This is a genomic window from Flavobacterium hungaricum (assembly GCF_015182285.1).
Taxonomy (GTDB): Bacteria; Bacteroidota; Bacteroidia; order Flavobacteriales; family Flavobacteriaceae; genus Flavobacterium; species Flavobacterium hungaricum.
Genome location: NZ_PRDM01000005.1, coordinates 122488 through 140165, shown reverse-complemented (window position 1 = coordinate 140165; position 17678 = coordinate 122488). Strand labels below are relative to the sequence as shown.

The 17678-nt window shown below is 35.0% G+C and carries 15 protein-coding genes; 3 read left to right on the top strand and 12 right to left on the bottom strand.

Annotated elements, in window-relative coordinates; genetic code table 11:
• The first annotated feature begins 45 nt into the window (after positions 1–45).
• Positions 46–789 (top strand): UDP-2,3-diacylglucosamine diphosphatase, encoded by a 744-nt coding sequence (locus C4F50_RS20035; protein ID WP_194140425.1) that lies wholly within the window; start codon positions 46–48, stop codon positions 787–789.
• On the opposite strand, the gene C4F50_RS20030 is transcribed toward C4F50_RS20035, so the two are convergent.
• The 8 genes from C4F50_RS20030 to C4F50_RS19995 all read right to left on the bottom strand — a co-directional run bounded on the left by C4F50_RS20030 (position 790) and on the right by C4F50_RS19995 (position 9218).
• Positions 790–2001, bottom strand: coding sequence for a cytochrome c3 family protein (locus tag C4F50_RS20030; protein WP_194140424.1), 1212 nt, complete (start codon positions 1999–2001; stop codon positions 790–792). It abuts the gene before it with no gap.
• Positions 2002–2084: 83 nt separating this feature from the next.
• On the bottom strand, positions 2085–2441 hold the full coding sequence (locus C4F50_RS20025) for a hypothetical protein (RefSeq protein ID WP_194140423.1): 357 nt from the start codon (positions 2439–2441) through the stop codon (positions 2085–2087).
• Positions 2442–2678: 237 nt separating this feature from the next.
• A complete protein-coding gene (locus C4F50_RS20020; RefSeq protein ID WP_194140422.1) occupies positions 2679–3593 on the bottom strand; it encodes an alpha/beta fold hydrolase in 915 nt (304 codons plus the stop codon).
• Between the two features lie 97 nt (positions 3594–3690).
• Positions 3691–4971, bottom strand: a complete 1281-nt coding sequence (locus tag C4F50_RS20015; protein WP_194140421.1) for an MFS transporter — start codon at positions 4969–4971, stop codon at positions 3691–3693.
• Positions 4961–6673: a single-stranded-DNA-specific exonuclease RecJ gene (gene recJ / locus C4F50_RS20010; RefSeq protein ID WP_194140420.1), complete on the bottom strand. Its 1713-nt coding sequence runs from the start codon at positions 6671–6673 to the stop codon at positions 4961–4963. Before recJ ends, C4F50_RS20015 begins: the two co-directional genes overlap by 11 nt.
• A gap of 219 nt (positions 6674–6892) precedes the next feature.
• A complete protein-coding gene (locus tag C4F50_RS20005) occupies positions 6893–7237 on the bottom strand; it encodes a HopJ type III effector protein (RefSeq protein WP_194140419.1) in 345 nt (114 codons plus the stop codon).
• A 113-nt stretch (positions 7238–7350) separates the two neighbouring features.
• Complete coding sequence (gene rsmI, locus C4F50_RS20000; RefSeq protein ID WP_194140418.1) at positions 7351–8067, bottom strand: 16S rRNA (cytidine(1402)-2'-O)-methyltransferase; 717 nt, start codon at positions 8065–8067, stop codon at positions 7351–7353.
• 104 nt (positions 8068–8171) lie between these two features.
• Complete coding sequence (locus C4F50_RS19995) at positions 8172–9218, bottom strand: DUF8457 domain-containing protein (protein ID WP_194140417.1); 1047 nt, start codon at positions 9216–9218, stop codon at positions 8172–8174.
• 233 nt (positions 9219–9451) lie between these two features.
• On the opposite strand from C4F50_RS19995, the gene C4F50_RS19990 reads away from it, so the two are divergent.
• Together C4F50_RS19990 and C4F50_RS19985 are read left to right on the top strand one after the other, a co-directional pair.
• Complete coding sequence (locus tag C4F50_RS19990; protein WP_194140416.1) at positions 9452–10042, top strand: thymidine kinase; 591 nt, start codon at positions 9452–9454, stop codon at positions 10040–10042.
• A gap of 28 nt (positions 10043–10070) precedes the next feature.
• On the top strand, positions 10071–10514 hold the full coding sequence (locus tag C4F50_RS19985; RefSeq protein ID WP_194140415.1) for a DUF8479 domain-containing protein: 444 nt from the start codon (positions 10071–10073) through the stop codon (positions 10512–10514).
• Positions 10515–11572: 1058 nt separating this feature from the next.
• Here the strand turns inward: C4F50_RS19985 and rpoN are convergent.
• The 4 genes from rpoN to C4F50_RS19965 all read right to left on the bottom strand — a co-directional run bounded on the left by rpoN (position 11573) and on the right by C4F50_RS19965 (position 17654).
• Positions 11573–13033, bottom strand: a complete 1461-nt coding sequence (rpoN, locus tag C4F50_RS19980) for an RNA polymerase factor sigma-54 (protein WP_194140414.1) — start codon at positions 13031–13033, stop codon at positions 11573–11575.
• Between the two features lie 141 nt (positions 13034–13174).
• Entirely contained in the window at positions 13175–14623 is a 1449-nt protein-coding gene (asnS, locus tag C4F50_RS19975; protein ID WP_194140413.1) for an asparagine--tRNA ligase, read from the bottom strand.
• A gap of 324 nt (positions 14624–14947) precedes the next feature.
• Positions 14948–15247: a hypothetical protein gene (locus tag C4F50_RS19970; protein ID WP_194140412.1), complete on the bottom strand. Its 300-nt coding sequence runs from the start codon at positions 15245–15247 to the stop codon at positions 14948–14950.
• A gap of 40 nt (positions 15248–15287) precedes the next feature.
• Positions 15288–17654, bottom strand: coding sequence for an efflux RND transporter permease subunit (locus C4F50_RS19965; protein ID WP_194140411.1), 2367 nt, complete (start codon positions 17652–17654; stop codon positions 15288–15290).
• Between the last annotated feature and the right edge of the window lie 24 nt (positions 17655–17678).

Below are 17678 nucleotides of genomic sequence, written 5' to 3'. Positions count from 1 at the left end.
TTTTCATTTCACATCTTACATTTCACAATTCACATCTCACATCAAATGAAAAAAATATATTTTGCTTCAGATCAGCACTTTGGTGCGCCCACTCCAGAACTGAGCTTGCCGCGCGAAAAGAAATTTGTGGCTTGGCTCGATGAGGTTAAAGAAGATGCAGAAGCTATTTTTTTATTAGGAGATTTGTTTGATTTTTGGTTTGAATATAAAACGGTTGTTCCAAAAGGGTTTGTTCGAATTTTAGGCAAATTGGCAGAAATTCGCGACAGCGGCATCCCGATTTATTTCTTTGTTGGAAATCATGATTTATGGATGAATGATTATTTTGAAACCGAATTGAATATTCCGGTTTATCATGATAACAAAGAATTTACTTTTAACGGAAAAACTTTTTTAATTGGTCACGGAGACGGAAAGGGTCCTGGCGACAAAGGGTATAAAAGAATGAAAAAGGTTTTTACAAATCCGTTTTCAAAATGGCTTTTCCGCTGGCTTCATCCCGATGTGGGCGTGAGTTTAGCGCAATACTTGTCGGTTAAAAATAAATTAATTTCCGGAGATGAAGACATTAAGTTTTTAGGCGAAGAAAAAGAGTGGCTGATTTTGTATGCTAAACGAAAACTAGAAACGAAACATTATAATTATTTTATTTTTGGGCATCGTCATTTACCAATGATCCGTACAGTGGGAGAAAATTCCGAATATGTTAATCTAGGCGACTGGATCGGTTACTTTACCTATGGCGTTTTTGACGGTGAGAAATTTGAATTGCATAAATTTGAAAAATAATTACTTCTTAGCGTTCGGATAAATCCCGATTCTGTGCGTTCTCAAGATGTAATTGGATAGTTGTTTACTGTTGGATAACTGAAAACTAATTGCATTCGAAGATTTCTTCGGCATGTGACATTCTACACAATTATCTGCTAATAAACTTCCAGAAACTGACTTTAAGGTTTTATCGGTATGTTTTATTGTCTGGTGGCAGCTCATGCAGATTTTAGAATAAGCAGCCCTGTTTTTAGAAGCATTGTCATGTGGATTATGACAAGTGATGCAATCCATTTTTTCACTTTTAATAAAGCACTTGCTTTGCGCCATTAAACGAAATTGATTTCCGTGAACATCAAATTGTGCCGTATCATTTATACTTTTCGTCTCACGGAAAAAATCAGATAAATGATCGCCTGGTTTAAAATCAAAACGAGATTTTAATTTCATTCCGTCGTTACCTGCATGACAAAGGGCGCAGGCATCTAGTCTTTGCTGTCTGTCCAAAGATTTAAAACTAACGATACTGTTTGCCGTTTTTACATTTGGATTTTTCAAATGAAATGCAGCATGCTTTTTTGCAGGACCGTGACAGCGTTCGCAGTCAATTCCGTAAACAATTGTTTTTTTATCGATAACGTCCAGCACCTCCATTGACATAAAATTTCTGTCTGCCGAGTTTTGGTCCACGGTTCTCGAACTGATGTTAGAGCTGTGGCAGGCATAACAATCCTTTACAACCATTCGGTCAAAATACGGTTTGTCTGCCGGAAAACCTGGACTTGTGGCCCAAGAATTTACAGAATGGTAAAAAGATAATGGTAATTCGTAGGTATTGCCGTCTTTCCAATACACAGAAGTCTGTGCATGTTTGGCGCCAAAAACAATTTCAAATTTATATCTCGCTGTTTCTTTTCCATTTTTATACAAAACCTGATACAAACTGTCGCCCTCTTTTTCCATGACCAATTTAGTATCTTTATCATAAACGAAAGTGTGATTTTTAGAGTCAAAAGCTCCAGAAACGTTGCCTAATACTGCTGGTGCTGTTGCTTTAAAATGAGAACTTTTTACTGCCATATCATATTCTGGCTTATGACATTGTATGCAGCTTTCTGAGCCTGCATAATCGGTTCCGCGCGGATCAATGTATTCTTCAGATTTATTGGTGCAGCTGGCAAAATAGATGGCCAGAAAAGATAGGACAAGTAGAAATACAGCTTTTTTCATTGTTGTAAATATACTTTTTTTTGATTTCAATCAAAATATATTTTAATAATGAAAAAATGCTGTTAAAATATTTAGAATGTTTCTTAATTCATCCCGACTCCATAAATATATTCGCCTAATTCAATTTTGAATAACGAACCTTCAACCAAATCTTTAATGGATTTTAATTCGGTCATATTAACCGCCAAATCAATAGAAGTACAAGGCGTTTTCAATAAAAACTTATGACAGGAATATTTCATTTCGCAGGCTTCGCAGCATGCATTTTCAATCATACTGTCTTCTATTAAATCGCAAAAACGATTCAATTCTTCAACGGTAAAATAAAAGCCGGTTTCTTTAAAAACTAATTGAACTTTATCTGAAAGAGTTGTATTATGATCCTTCCAGTAAAAAGCTATTCCAAAGTTATTATGGTATATCTGTTCTATTTCTCTCATCGTAAATCCTTTTGTTCCAACAAATATAAATATTATTTATATTAATTCTAAATAAAAAATTCATAAAAATTTGAAAAAATGTTTTTGAACCATATAAGTGATGTACTTTGAATTTTGAGTTGCTTTTTGAAACTCTTTCAAAGATTATTTCATAAAAAAAACCTTCAGTAAACTGAAGGTTGTCAATTCAAGTCTCAATATTAAATGAACTTATATCATTTATATGGTTAAAAAATATTATTTAAGCCATTTTTTTATGTTCGAAAGAAATTCGGTTTGTTGATCTACGAATAAATAATGAGAGCAATTATCCAGAAAAGTGAAGTGATTTTCTCCTGCCAGATTTTTAATAGAAGTAATTTGTGCCGACGAAAAAACACGATCCTCTTTTCCGTAAATAGTAAAAATAGGAATTCCAGAAGCTTTAATTTTCTTTAAAATTGGTCGGGTATCAATGTTATTTTGTTTTTCGTTTTGATAAAAAAGCAAAGGCGCATTTTTGTTTCTGATGTTGGTTTTGTAAAATTCACCGGCTTCATAATCTGCATATAATTTTTTAGATTCAGAAGTTGGATTTGGCATTTTAAAAAAGTTGTTTTCTCCAGCAAGTTCATAACACTTTTTGCGATATTCGGCTGAATTTTTGTCTAAATTTTCAACCGTTTTTATTCTCGATAATTGCTCAGAATCATTGCTGTATTTTTTCTTTAAAGTATTTAAAATATGGTCATAAGTTTCTTGCTGCGAAAATAAAGCTCCGGCTAAAACCAAGGCACTCACATTTTGCGGATATTTATGTGTATAAAGAGTTCCGACCAAACCGCCAAAACTGTGACAGAGAAGAACAGCCTTTTTTAAATGATATTTTTTATAAATTAAATTTAAATCCTGAAATGCTTCTTCATAAGTAAACTTTGCGTTAGGATCTGTTGATCTTCCTTCGCCTCTTCTGTCGTAAGCAATAACATAAAAGCCCTGATCGGCTAGTTTTTGTGCTGTCGTTCCTTCAAATAAAGTCGCGTTGCCGCTTGGTCCGCCATGAATGAAAATTATGGTTTTATCTTTTGAATTCCCGTATGTTTTGATGTACAAGTTTTGACCTTTAGCTATAAAAGAAAAGGTTGAAAATAAAACGATTAGTAATAATCTCATTTACACGGTTTTTATTTTTTTTTTAATCAACTACACAAAAAGTGAGTTATGCACTCTAAATTGAACTTATATAACTTATATGGTTTCAAAAAAAAGATTACTCCAATTTCTGATGATCTTCCATATCTCTTTTCAAATCTAAATTTCTAAAAGTAGGCGATTTTAAAGCTGTCACAATAACAGTAACAAGCGTAACGCTTCCTCCAAAAACAACCGATGTTACAGCTCCCATTAATTTGGCAGTTGCACCACTTTCAAACGCACCTAATTCATTAGAAGATCCAACGAAAATTGAATTTACAGCACCAACACGTCCGCGCATATGATCGGGAGTTTTAAGCTGTAAAATAGTCTGTCTGATAACTACAGAAATTCCGTCAGCAAGTCCGCTCAAAAACAGAGCAAAAACGGAAAGCCAGAATGAAGTCGAAAGACCAAATAAGATGATTGACAATCCAAAAACAAATATGGCTGCTAAAAGTTTTTTTCCTGCATTTTGATACAAAGGCACATAGGCAGAAACGAGCATTGTAATAAAAGCGCCTACCGCTGGAGCCGCTCTTAATATGCCAAAACCTTCAGAACCGACTTTGAGAATGTCTTGTGCAAAAACTGGCAGTAATGCCACTGCGCCTCCAAAGAGTACAGCAATCATGTCTAGGGATAGTGCTCCTAAAACAATCTGGTTTTTAAACACAAAAGTTAAACCTTCTGTAAGGCTGTCTTTAATTGATTCTCCAATTTTTGGATTAATAATTGGTTTTTTACTGATTTGTGATAAAGCGATTAAGGATAGAATAGAAAACCCGAAAACAAGACACATTGACCAGTGAACCCCAATCCAGTTAATTGAAAATCCTGCCAGCGCCGGCCCCATTACGGCTCCAATCTGCCAGACAGAACTGCTCCAAGTTGCAGCGTTTGGATATGCTTTTTTAGGGATGATAAGCGATAGAAGGGAGAAAATAGTCGGGCCCAAAAAAGCTCTAACCAATCCGCCCAAAAAGACCAATGCATAAATAGAATATAAAATAACGTTTGAAGATAAATCGCCGATCACTTTTGGCCAAGTCAATAAAAACAAGCCAAAACTGATGACAGAAAAGCCTAAAATACATTTGACCAATAAGCCTTTTTTCTCTCTTTGGTCTACAATATGTCCGGCAAAAAGTGCCATCGAAACAGCTGGAATAACTTCCATCAAACCAATAATTCCTAGCGAAAGCGGATTTTTGGTTAAGCTGTATACTTCCCATTCGATCACGATGAACTGCATCGACCAAGCAAAAACCATTGCAAAACGCAGTAATAAAAATACGTTGAATTCTCTATAACGAAGTGCCTGATACGGATCTGGCTTGTTGGATTTAGTTGTCATTTGTTCTAATGTCTTTTAGTAAAAGCTGTGTCGTAACTGTATTGTTCCACTCATTTTCAGCGATGGAATAGGCCAGTTGGAAAGTGTTCTGATTTTTGGCAATATCTAATTTTTTTCCGAGACCAAAGCCAATTGCTGCAATGCCTTCAGTCGCGATGTTTTGGGAGATTTGTTTGGCAAAAAGCCTCAGATGTTCATCTTCGGCACCTAGAGTTTTGGCATAGCCTGTATCTTTCAGGTCTTTTGTCATAAAAACCGGCGTCATGTTCTGAGGACCAAAAGGTTCAAATTGTTTTAAAATTCGAATTAACTTGGGTGTAATATCCGAAAAGTTAATCTCAGCATCGATTTCTATTTCTGGAGTGCGCATTTCGGGCAGAATAGTGCTTTCTACACATTTTTCAAAAGCTTCCTTAAAAGGTTGGTAGTTTTCTGCTTTTAAAGTCATCCCGGCAGCATACATATGTCCCCCAAATTGTTCCAGATGTTCTGCACAGGCATCCAAAGCATTGTAAACATCAAAACCTTTTACCGATCGAGCCGAAGCAGCATATTTGTCGCCGCTTTTAGTAAAAACCAAAGTAGGGCGATAATAGGTTTCGATTAGTCTTGAAGCAACAATTCCGATGACGCCTTTGTGCCAGTCTTCCTGAAAAACTACTGTTGAAAAGCGTTCTTGCTCGTTGTTTTCTAAAATTTGTTGAAATGCTTCTTTAGTAATTTTTTTATCTAAATCTTTTCGGTCGGCGTTGTATTGTTCAATTTCGGATGCAAATTGCTGTGCCTGCTCAAAATCAAATTCAGTTAATAATTCAACCGCATGATTTCCGTGTTTGATTCTTCCTGCCGCATTAATTCTTGGCGAAATTATAAAAACAACATCGGTAATATCTAAAACTTTCTTTTTTACCTGATGCACCAATGCTTTTATTCCCGGTCTGGGTTCGCTGTTGATTACTTTTAATCCGAAATAGGCCAAAACACGGTTTTCGCCCGTAATCGGAACAATATCGGCGGCAATTGCTGTAGCCACCAAATCCAGATACGCCACCAAATCTTCAATCTTCTGATTTCGATTTTGACCCAAAGCCTGAATCAATTTAAAACCCACACCGCAGCCGCACAATTCATCATAAGGATACTCGCAGTCTTCTCTCTTTGGATCTAAAACCGCTACAGCATCTGGAAGAAAATCGCTTGGTCTGTGGTGGTCGCAAATAATAAAATCAATATTTTTTGCTTTCGCGTAAGCAATATGATCAATAGATTTGATACCGCAGTCAAGCGCAATGATTAACGAAATTCCGTTATCGTCTGCGTAATCGATTCCTTTATAAGAGATTCCGTAACCTTCGTCGTAACGATCTGGAATGTATGTTGCAATGTTTGGGTAATACGATTTTAAATAAGAAGAAACCAAAGAAACCGCTGTTGTCCCGTCAACATCATAGTCGCCAAAAACCATAATATTTTCTTGGTTTTTGATTGCCGATTCAATTCTTGCAACAGCTTTGTCCATATCTTTCATTAGATACGGATCATGTAAATGTTCTAAAGACGGACGAAAGAAATTCTTTGCCTCGTCAAAAGTTTCTATACCGCGCTGAATCAAAAGGGTGGCAACAAAATCTTCTACATTTAAGGCCTGCGCCAAATGTTTGATTTTTTCTTCAGAAGGTTTTGGTTTTAAAGTCCAACGCATGGGTTGATTGTAGATTTTAGATTATTGATTTTAGATTGTAGATTTCTTAAATCGTTTAATCTGATTGGTAATTTTTTTTGCCACTCCCGATAGCTATCGGGATAAAAGATTTAAAAGGATTTTTAATCTGTAGTAGAGATATTCACTCTTTAACTTTGTCAAAGTTTTTTAGAGCGTAGATTTCAGAAATCTAAAATCTACACTCTAAAATCTAAATTATTACTTCGCTTCTAAAGCATTTCCTTCAAACTGAATTCCGTCCCAGCCTAAGTTGATGAAATTTCTAATGTTTTGGTGATTGGTTCCATTTGGATCGCCTAAAACTTCTTCAAAATAAAAAGCGCCAAAACATGCTAAAGTTTCTTCTTTTGTTAAGTTCTGCAGTTTTGCGAAAGAAAATAACTTGCAAGAACCAGAATTTTCGCCTGCTGCATTATGCTGTGTTCCGTTCTGAAAAGCAGTTGGAGTAAAGTTGTAGTTTTCCTCAATAACTGCAATAGTTTCAGGAAATGTGATTTGTGTTGGAGTTTGTTTTACTTTTTCTAAAAATGCTTGTATGCTCATGATTGTTATGTATTAGTTTTTTGCCACGAATTTACTTCGTCTGTTCGCTATCGCTCGAGTCACAAATTCCACTAATGTTAATTCGTGCTAATTCGTGAAATTCGTGGCGAAAATTATTCTTCGTCTTTTGAATATTTACTTTTCTTCGCTTCTTTCTCGATTGTTTTTCCAGCAACAACCACAACAATTTCTCCTCTTGGAGCCGTTTTTTCAAAATGTGCTAAAACCTCTTTTGCGGTTCCGCGTACATTTTCTTCGTGGAGTTTTGATAATTCACGCGAAACACATACTTGTCGGTCTTCTCCAAAATACTGAACAAATTCAGCTAAAGTTTTAACGAGTTTATGCGGCGAAACGTATAATATCATGGTTCTGGTTTCTTCGGCTAAAGCCAAAAAACGGGTCTGACGTCCTTTTTTCTCCGGCAGAAAACCTTCAAAAATAAAACGATCATTGGGGAGTCCGCTGTTTACAAGAGCAGGTACAAATGCGGTTGCGCCAGGCAGACATTCTACCTCAATTTTATTTTCGACACAAGCGCGAGTCAATAAAAAACCTGGATCTGAAATTGCCGGTGTTCCTGCGTCTGAAATCAAAGCGATGGTTTCGCCTGCTTTCAAACGTGCAATTAAATTTTCGGTTGTTTTATGCTCATTGTGCATATGATGGCTGTGCATGTGCGTGCCAATTTCAAAATGCTTCAACAGTTTACCACTCGTTCTGGTGTCTTCGGCCAAAATCAGATCGACTTCTTTCAGGATGCGAATGGCACGAAAAGTCATATCTTCAAGATTGCCAATTGGCGTTGGAACGATATATAATTTAGACATAGTTTATTTTAATTTTTAAACACGGATTGTACGAATGCACAAATTCTAATTTTTCTAAAAATTACACTGATTAAAATTCGTGTGAATCGGTGAAATTTGTGTTTTTAAGCGAATTTCTTCTCGATAATTCCAAGAAAACGTTCAGCATAATCATCTTTTCCTTCCCAATTATTGTAGTCTGGTTTTACCATGTTTTCGATAAAATCTTTTGCTTCGCTGAAAGAATCAAAAGTCAATAATTGGTTTAAAACACGACTGTAATCTTCGGTGCTGTTTCCAAAAAGGTTCTTAGTAAATGCGATTCTGTCATTTAAATCAACGTGAAAACCTCTAGCCAATCTTTCGTTTAAAGTTACCGTTTTCGATTCAGCAGGTTTTTCTGTAACTGAAGTTTCTGGCGTCGTCTTTTCTTTAAATTCTGAAATTGACGGAGCAGGAGCAACCGCTTCGATACTATCTACTTTTACAAATTGTGCGTCGGCGTAATTCAACCCGAAATCTTCAAATAAAATAGTTGGGATCGGAGAAGTTTCGGTTTTGGGTTCTTCTTTAACGACTTCTTTAATTTCTTCTGTTTCTAATTCGAAAGCAGGTTTGAAATCAGGAATTGGTTTTAATTCGCTGAAAGTTCTAAAAGAATTTTCCTCTTCCGATTTTATTTCTTCTTTAGTTTCAATTATCGGTTCGTTTACTTCTTCGACAATTGGTTCTTCAATTACTGCGATTGGCTCTTCTTTAATTTCGGTTACAGGTTCTTCAATAACTTCGGCCTCTATTTCTATAGTTGGAATTTCTTCAATTGCTGCAGCTTCCTGTTCTGAAACAATTTTTTGTTCAATAGGAGTTTCAGTAATTTCTTCTTTAATTGAAGCTGCTGCTAAAACCTCTTCTGGTTTTACTGCTGTTTCAATTACAGCAGGAACGTCAATAATTTCGTCTTTTTCAAAAATAGTTTCGATTTGCGACTCAATTTCGGCTTGACCGATAGTTGGTTTTACGGCATCGAAATTTTCTTCTACAAATTTTAATACCGCTAATTTCTCGTATAATTTCTGTGTTTCAAGATACAACTGATTGATGTCAGATTTGTTTTTAAGCTTCAAAATTCGGTGTGCAATGCTGATTAAATCGGCTTCCAATTTTTTTTTCATAACTATTGAAATTATCGTGAATAGGGTATTTTAGTATATTTTGTAATTGATTGTCTTTATTCTGGTGTAGAATTTTAAGTCTTATTTTTTATTCTGTTAATAAGCGATAGCTGTCTTCGATTTGATAAAAATTTTCTACTTTTGAAAAACGTAAAAGAGCAAAATTTTACACTTGTTTATTACTAGTACAAAGTAATAAAAACTATTCATTTTTAAAGGCAGAAAAATACAAAATGTTTCTCGAAAATACAGTAAATCACAAAGAACAATTTGGGTGGATTGAAGTTATTTGTGGATCAATGTTTTCGGGTAAAACCGAGGAGTTAATCCGCAGACTTAAACGCGCCCAATTTGCCAAACAAAGAGTCGAAATTTTTAAACCCGCTATTGATACCCGCTATCATGACGAAATGGTAGTGTCACATGACGCTAACGAAATACGATCTACGCCAGTTCCGGCGGCAGCCAATATTCTGATTTTAGCACAGGGCTGCGATGTAATCGGAATTGATGAAGCGCAGTTTTTTGATGACGAAATTGTGACAGTCTGCAACGATTTGGCGAATCAGGGAATTCGTGTAATTGTCGCTGGTCTAGATATGGATTTTAAAGGAAATCCGTTTGGGCCAATGCCGGCACTTATGGCAACTGCAGAATATGTAACTAAAGTTCACGCTGTCTGTACAAGAACAGGAAATCTCGCAAATTACAGTTTCCGAAAAACAGCAAATGATAAATTGGTAATGTTGGGAGAAACAGAAGAATACGAGCCTCTCAGCCGTGCAGCCTATTTTAATGCCATGAAAAAAAATCAGGAAAAATAGATTTAACTTCTTTAATTCTCTAAATAGTATGCAGGAAAAATCAAATCAAAGCGGAAAAAAAGTCAATACTGTGTTGTTGATTGCAGTTGGAATTGCGATAGTTTTAGTTGTTTTGTTTCAGTTTTACCTCTCTCATGATGCCAAAGAAACGAATACGGAAATAAATGAATTAGTAGAAAAGTATAATAAAAACTGTCCGTTACGTATTCAAGAAGGAATCCAGTTGGATAGCGTAAGTCTGCCAAAAGAAAGAAGAGTTCAATATAATTTGACATTATTGAATGTAGAAAAAGAAACCGCAGAAGTTGAGATTGTTCAAGAGGAGATTAGAAAAAGTCTTATCAGTACCGCAAAAGCTAATCCAGGACTTCAGATTTTTAGAGAAAAAGATTTTATATTGATTTACCATTATAACGACAAAAAGAAAGCTTTTTTGTTTGATATAGAAGTATTCCCATATCAGTATAAATAATCCCATATTTGTCAATATACCCAAACCCGATACGTTTTTAAAACCTGTCGGGTTTGGTTGTTTAAATAATGGTGTTCATTCATTCCATAGAAATGCTTGGTGAAAATATCACACGTTTTGTATTGCTCATGTACGAACTTCTGTTTTATCTAATTATCCAAAATTATATTGCTGTCGATCAAACGTTCCTACGGAACGTTTCTATGAATCCAATTAAAAAATATCTACCGATGAAACATTCCTACGGAATGAACTCATGAAATAATTACCGACACGTTTTTAAAATCTGCCAGGATTGTTTGTTTCATTCCGTAGGAATGTCTGGTTGGTAGAAACAATTTGATTTGTGAGATATCCGTTCCCTAGGAACGTTTGATTATAAAATGAATTATCGTTGAGGTTAATTACGTAAAAATAGGTGTTCCTACGGCACACCATGCAACACGTTATTTTTTTTTTGCTACCGACGAGATATTCCTATGGAATATTTATGATTGGTAATTATTAATGATATTTAATGTTGATAGGCTTTAGAAACCTGTCGGGTTTGGTGTTTCTAAAAGCAATTGTTCATTCCGTAGGAATGTCTGGTTGGTAGAAACAATTTGATTTTTGAGATATACGTTCCCTAGGAACGTTTGATTAACAAAATGAATTATTGTTGAGGTTTATACATAAAAACAGGTGTTCCTACGGCACACAATGCAATCCGTTATTTTTTTTTTCTACCGATGAAATATTCCTAACGGAATAATTAGCAATGCAAAATTATTTTGGGTATGAGTTATCTTGTAATTCATAAACCAGGCATGTTTTTAAAATCTGCCAGGATTGTCTGTTTCATTCCGTAGGAATGTCTGGTTGGTAGATATTTGAATTTAAATCGTGATTTTACGTTCCGTAGGAACGTTTGATGGACGGGACGAATTATTGTTAATTCCGTAAAACAGATGTTCGTGCAGCTAATAGCAAGCCTAACAGGTTTTAAAAACTGTTAGGCTTGCTATTAGCTGTAAAAACTTAATTTTTCTTAATCTCTTAATGGAGGGAAATAAAACCTAAATTTTCTTTCTCATTCTTGCTACGGGGATATCGAGCTGTTCGCGGTATTTTGCGATTGTTCTTCGGGCAATTGGATATCCTTTTTCCTTTAAGATTTCAGCCAATTGATCGTCTGGAAGCGGTTTTTTCTTGTCTTCTTCCTCAATTGTATTCTTAAGAATTTTTTTGATTTCTAAAGTCGAAACATCTTCACCCTGATCATTTTTCATTGCTTCAGAGAAAAACTCTTTAATAAGCTTTGTTCCATAAGGTGTCTCAACATATTTGCTGTTAGCCACACGCGAAATCGTCGAGATATCCAAACCAACCATATCTGCAATATCTTTTAAGATCATTGGTTTTAACTTGGTTTCATCGCCATCAAGAAAGAATTCTTCCTGATAATGCATAATGGCATTCATCGTTACAAAAAGTGTTTCCTGACGTTGTCTGATCGCGTCAATAAACCATTTTGCCGAATCCAGTTTTTGTTTGATAAACTGTACTGCATCTTTCTGCGCCGAAGATTTATCGCGAGAATCTTTGTACGTCTGCATCATTTCCTGATAATCTTTAGAAACGTGCAGAGAAGGAGCATTTCGTCCGTTTAAGGTCAATTCTAATTCGCCGTCAACAATCCTGATAGCAAAATCTGGAACCACGTTTTCAGTCACTTTATTGTTTCCTGTAAAAGAACCGCCTGGTTTTGGATTCAGTCTTTCAATTTCGTGAATCGCTTTCTTCAGCTGTTCGTTAGAAACGCTGTATTTCTGTAATAGTTTGTCGTAATGCTTTTTAGTAAAGGCATCAAACTGATTTTCGATAATATCAATCGCCAGATCAACATATTCTGTTGGTGTTTTATGCTTTAATTGTAATAACAAACATTCCTGTAAATCACGCGCTCCAACTCCCGATGGTTCTAGTTCGTGAATGACATGCAGCATTTTTTCCACCATTGCTTCATCAGTATAAATTCCCTGAGTAAAAGCCATGTCATCTACAATATCAGGAACGCTTCTGCGGATGTAACCCATATCATCGATACTTCCCACAAGGAATTCGGCGATTTCGCGTTCTTCATCATTCAAAATAAAAGTATTCAACTGATTGATTAAATCCTGATGAAAACTAATTGGCGAAGCAAAAGGCGTTTCGCGTTCTTCATCTTCGCTGTAATTGTTTACCTGAGTTTTGTAATCTGGTGTGTCGTCGTCGCTTAAGTATTCGTCGATATTAATGTCGTCTGCTTCGATTCTGTCCGATTCTGCATCATCATAATCGTCGTAGTCTTCATTTGCAAATTCATCTGCTTCGTACTCATCTTCTTTTCCAGCTTCCAGAGCCGGATTTTCGTTCATCTCTTCTAATAAACGTTGCTCGAAAGCTTGCGTAGGCAATTGAATTAACTTCATCAGCTGAATTTGCTGTGGAGATAATTTCTGGGATAATTTTAAATTTAAAAATTGCTTTAGCATATTTTGGGTTAAGAGTTTTGAGTTAAAAGTTATGAGTTGTTGGACTCGTAACCTATAACTTAAAACATTTTAATATTTCTCTTAAATGATTATGAGTCAAGATTTGACTCCTAACTCATAACAAATAACTCATAACTTCTATTAAAATTCCGCGCTGCCCGGAGTTCTTGGGAAAGGAATTACGTCTCTAATGTTTGTCATTCCTGTTACAAACAATACCAAACGTTCGAATCCTAAACCGAAACCTGCGTGAGTTGCAGAACCAAATCTTCTGGTGTCTAAATACCAGTATAATTCTTCTTTGTCGATTCCTAAAGCTTCCATTTTCTGAACTAAAACATCATAACGTTCTTCTCTTTCAGAACCACCAACGATTTCTCCAATTCCTGGGAAAAGGATATCCATGGCGCGAACAGTTTCTCTTCCTGGTTCTGTGTTGTCGTTCAAACGCATGTAAAACGCTTTGATGTTTGCTGGGTAATCGTATAAAATTACCGGACATTTAAAGTGTTTTTCAACCAAGTAACGTTCGTGTTCTGATTGTAAATCAGCTCCCCATTCATTGATTAAATATTGGAATTTCTTTTTCTTATTTGGAGTTGAATCTCTTAAAATATCAATTGCTTCTGTATAAGAAACACGTTTGAAGTTGTTTTCTAAAACGAAGTTTAATTTCTCTAACAACGCCATTTCGCTTCTTTCTGCCTGTGGTTTTGATTTTTCTTCTTCTAGAAGTCTTCCTTCTAAGAATTTCAAATCATCTCCACAATTGTCTAAAGCATATTTGATTACATACTGAATAAAATCTTCAGCCAAATCCATGTTGTCGTCAAGGTCGTTGAAAGCAACTTCAGGCTCGATCATCCAGAATTCTGCCAAGTGACGAGAAGTGTTTGAGTTTTCGGCTCTAAAAGTTGGTCCAAAAGTATAAATCTGACCCAAAGCCATTGCAAAAGTTTCACCCTCTAATTGTCCAGAAACCGTTAAGTTCGTATGTTTTCCGAAGAAATCTTTTTTGAAATCAATGTTTCCTTCTTCATTTTTTGGAAGATTGTCCAAAGGCAATGAAGTTACCTGAAACATTTCTCCAGCACCTTCAGCATCAGCTCCAGTGATAATTGGTGTGTTTACATACACAAAACCTTTATCCTGAAAATATTTGTGAACGGCATAAGACAATACCGAACGCACACGCATAATCGCTCCAAAAGCATTTGTACGTACGCGTAAATGTGCTTTTTCTCTTAAAAACTCTAAACTTGGTCTGTTTCTTAATTGAATTGGATAAGCTTCAGCATCGCTATCTCCTAAAATTTCGATTTTTGAAACCTGAATCTCATATTTCTGACCTGCTCCTTTGCTTTCTACCAAAGTTCCAGTTACAGAAATTGAAGTACTAGTCGTGATTCTTTTTAAAGTTTCTTCTGGTGTATTTTCAAAATCAACAACACATTGTATATTATTAATGGTAGAACCGTCATTAAGCGCGATGAACTGATTATTTCTAAAAGTTCTCACCCATCCTTTTGCATTCACTTCCTGTAGCGTCGTCGTACTGTTTAATAAGTCTTTAACCTTTGTGTGTCTCATTTTAATTTTAGATTTATAGATTGCTGATTTTACATTAAAATAAAACCAGTGTTTTTTATATCGAATTGCAAATATAAACGATAATAATTAATTTTTGAAGCTGTTTACTTCGTCAATTCGCTTTTAGCTCGTGTCCCGCTCTTTTTTCGCTGTATCTTTCTATTTTTAAAGAAAAAATAGAAAGAATGCCGCTTCGATCGGGGCTAGGGCAGTCGGTTTCAAAAGAAATATTTTTTTTGTTCTTGTCATTTTAATGAAAGAGAAATCTCCTCAAGAAACTCGACAAATTTAAAAATTACTAGAAATCACAGACTATTTTGGAGATTAGGTGTTATTCCATAAGTAAAATATAAAATCATCTTCAAAAAACAGTGCGGTCAAAATTGCTATTACTAATGAAATAGAAAATGCTTTACGGGTTTGGTTTTTTACTAAAAGATTAGATTTTTGTAAAATGAATTTTATTATGATTCCTCCAATCATTGTATAAATAAAAACAGTCAAACAAAAAAATAGTACGTGAATAAACGTTATAAATCGCGCTAATCCATATTGTCCTTCAGCTAAACAATTGCTGCTATATAAAAAAAGTAATGCAATTGCTGTAATTCTTTTTTTCAGCATTTTTAATTTGTGTTAATTCTAGAAATTAGCGGCAAAAAAATTACTTCTCCAAATTCTCCAATTCTTCTTTTTTAGTTTTTTTCTTTTCAAAAGTCAAAACTAATGAAGGCAGCACCACTAAATTCGCGAACATTGCAAAGACCAAAGTACAAGAAATCAATCCTCCTAGAGCAATAGTGCCGCTGAAACTTGATAAAGTGAAAGTCGCAAAACCTAAAATTAGAACCACAGATGTGTAAAATGTACTTACTCCAGTTTCTCTTAAAGCGCTGAATACCGATTTTTTTACTTTTCCTCTGTTTTGAATCAGGTCATGTTTGTATTTCGCCATAAACTGAATCGCATTATCAACCGAGATTCCGAAAGCAATACTGAATACCAGAATCGTTGAAGGTTTTAGCGGAATTCCGAAATAACCCATTAATCCCGAAGTAATACAAAGCGGTAAAATATTGGTAATCAAAGAAGCTGCAACCATTTTAAAAGATCGGAATAGATACAGCATCAAAATAGCAATAGTCAAAATTGCAAAAAGCAATGATTCGATTAAGTTGTGCGCCAAATAAGTAGTTCCTTTCTGGAAAACCAATGCTTTTCCTGTAATTGTAACTTCAAAGCGGTCTTTAGGGAAAATTTCATTTATTTTTTTGCGAAGCTTTCCTTCTACTTTAGCCATTTCATCAGTTCCGATATCTTTCATGAAAGTAGTAATTCGGGCATATTGTCCAGTCGAATCCACGTAAGCTTTCATTAGATTTTCTTTACTGTTTTTGGTTGCATTTTTAGCATATCCCAAAATAAAAGTCTGTTCCTGAGAAGTCGGCAATTGATAATATTCAGGATTTCCGTTATAGAAAGCTTGTTTTGCATATTTAACCAGATTGACAACAGAAACTGGTTTTGCCAATTCTGGAATTTCAGAAATGGTGTTCTGTAGTTCATCCATTTTACGAATTGTCGCCGGTTTCATGACACCTTTTTTCTTTTTGGTGTCAATCATGATTTCCAACGGCATAACTCCGTTAAATTCTTTTTCGTAAAACAGAATATCTTTAAAGAAAGAAGCGCTTTTTGGCATCTCACCAATCAAACTTCCTGAAACTTTCATTTGTCTTACTCCATTTAAACTGACAACAAAAAGAACCGCATAAATAATGTATACAATTGTCTTTTTGCCTTTCACGATAGTTGCGACAGCATTTAATAATGTTGAAATATAAGTTTTGTCCAAATGGTACAAATGTTTCGCTTTTGGCAATGGCATAAAACTGTAAATAATCGGCACAATAAAAAGTGTCAAAGTATATACAGAAAGTACGTTGATTGAAGTGACCAGACCAAATTCAAAAAGCAATTCGTTTCCTGTAATCATCAAGGTTGCAAAACCAATTGCAGCCGTTAAATTGGTCATCAGAGTCGAAGACCCGATTTTAGAAATTACACGCTGTAACGCTTTTGCCTGATTATTGTGTATTTTAATTTCCTGCTGGTATTTATTGATCAGGAAAATACAATTGGTAATTCCGATTACGATAATCAGCGGCGGAATAATAGCAGTTAAAATTGTGATTTTATATCCAAATAATCCCAATGTTCCAAATGACCAGGTTACACCTACAATTAAAATACAAATTGATATAAAAGTTGCTCTGAACGAACGGAAAAAGAAAAAGAAAATCAAAGAAACTGTCAATAAAGATGCACCAATAAAAAGTCCGATTTCGCCTTTCATGTTATCAGCATTAATTGTTCTGATATAAGGCATTCCTGAAACCTTAAGGTCTATCCCGGTAGTTTTTTCGAATTTAGCGATTTTTGGAACCAGATTTTTAAGTATAAAAGTCTTTCTCTCGGCAGTATTTACCAATTTTTTATTGATGTAAACCGCAGAACGAACACTTCCGGTTTCTTTATTAAATAACAAGCCTTCGTAAAAAGGTAAATTATTGAATAAATCGTGCTGAACGCTTTTCAAATAAGCAGGATCCAGAGTTTTATTTTGGTCGATAAATGGAGCTAAAACAAATTTTTCGTTAACCGTATCTTTTTCAAGTTTCTTTAAATCATTTAAAGAAACAACCAGATCAACTTCTTTTGATTTTTTTAAACCCGTCATTAACTCATTCCAAGCGGCATAATTTTTAGGCTTAAAAAAGTTCTTATCCTGAAAACCAATCACGACAAGGTTTCCTTCTTCACCAAACTTGTCCAAGAATTTTTGATATTCTTTATTGGCAATATGATCTTTCGGAAGCAGGTTTGCTTCTGTATACGTCATAGAAAGGTTTTTCCACTGATAGCCAAGAAAAATGGTCAAAGCAGAAAGTATAATCAATATTGTAATTCTGTTTTTAAGGATAATTCGGGCTAATTTCTCCCAAAATCCAACTTGAATTGCGTTTTTCATAAAATATTTAAAAAATGGTTGCAA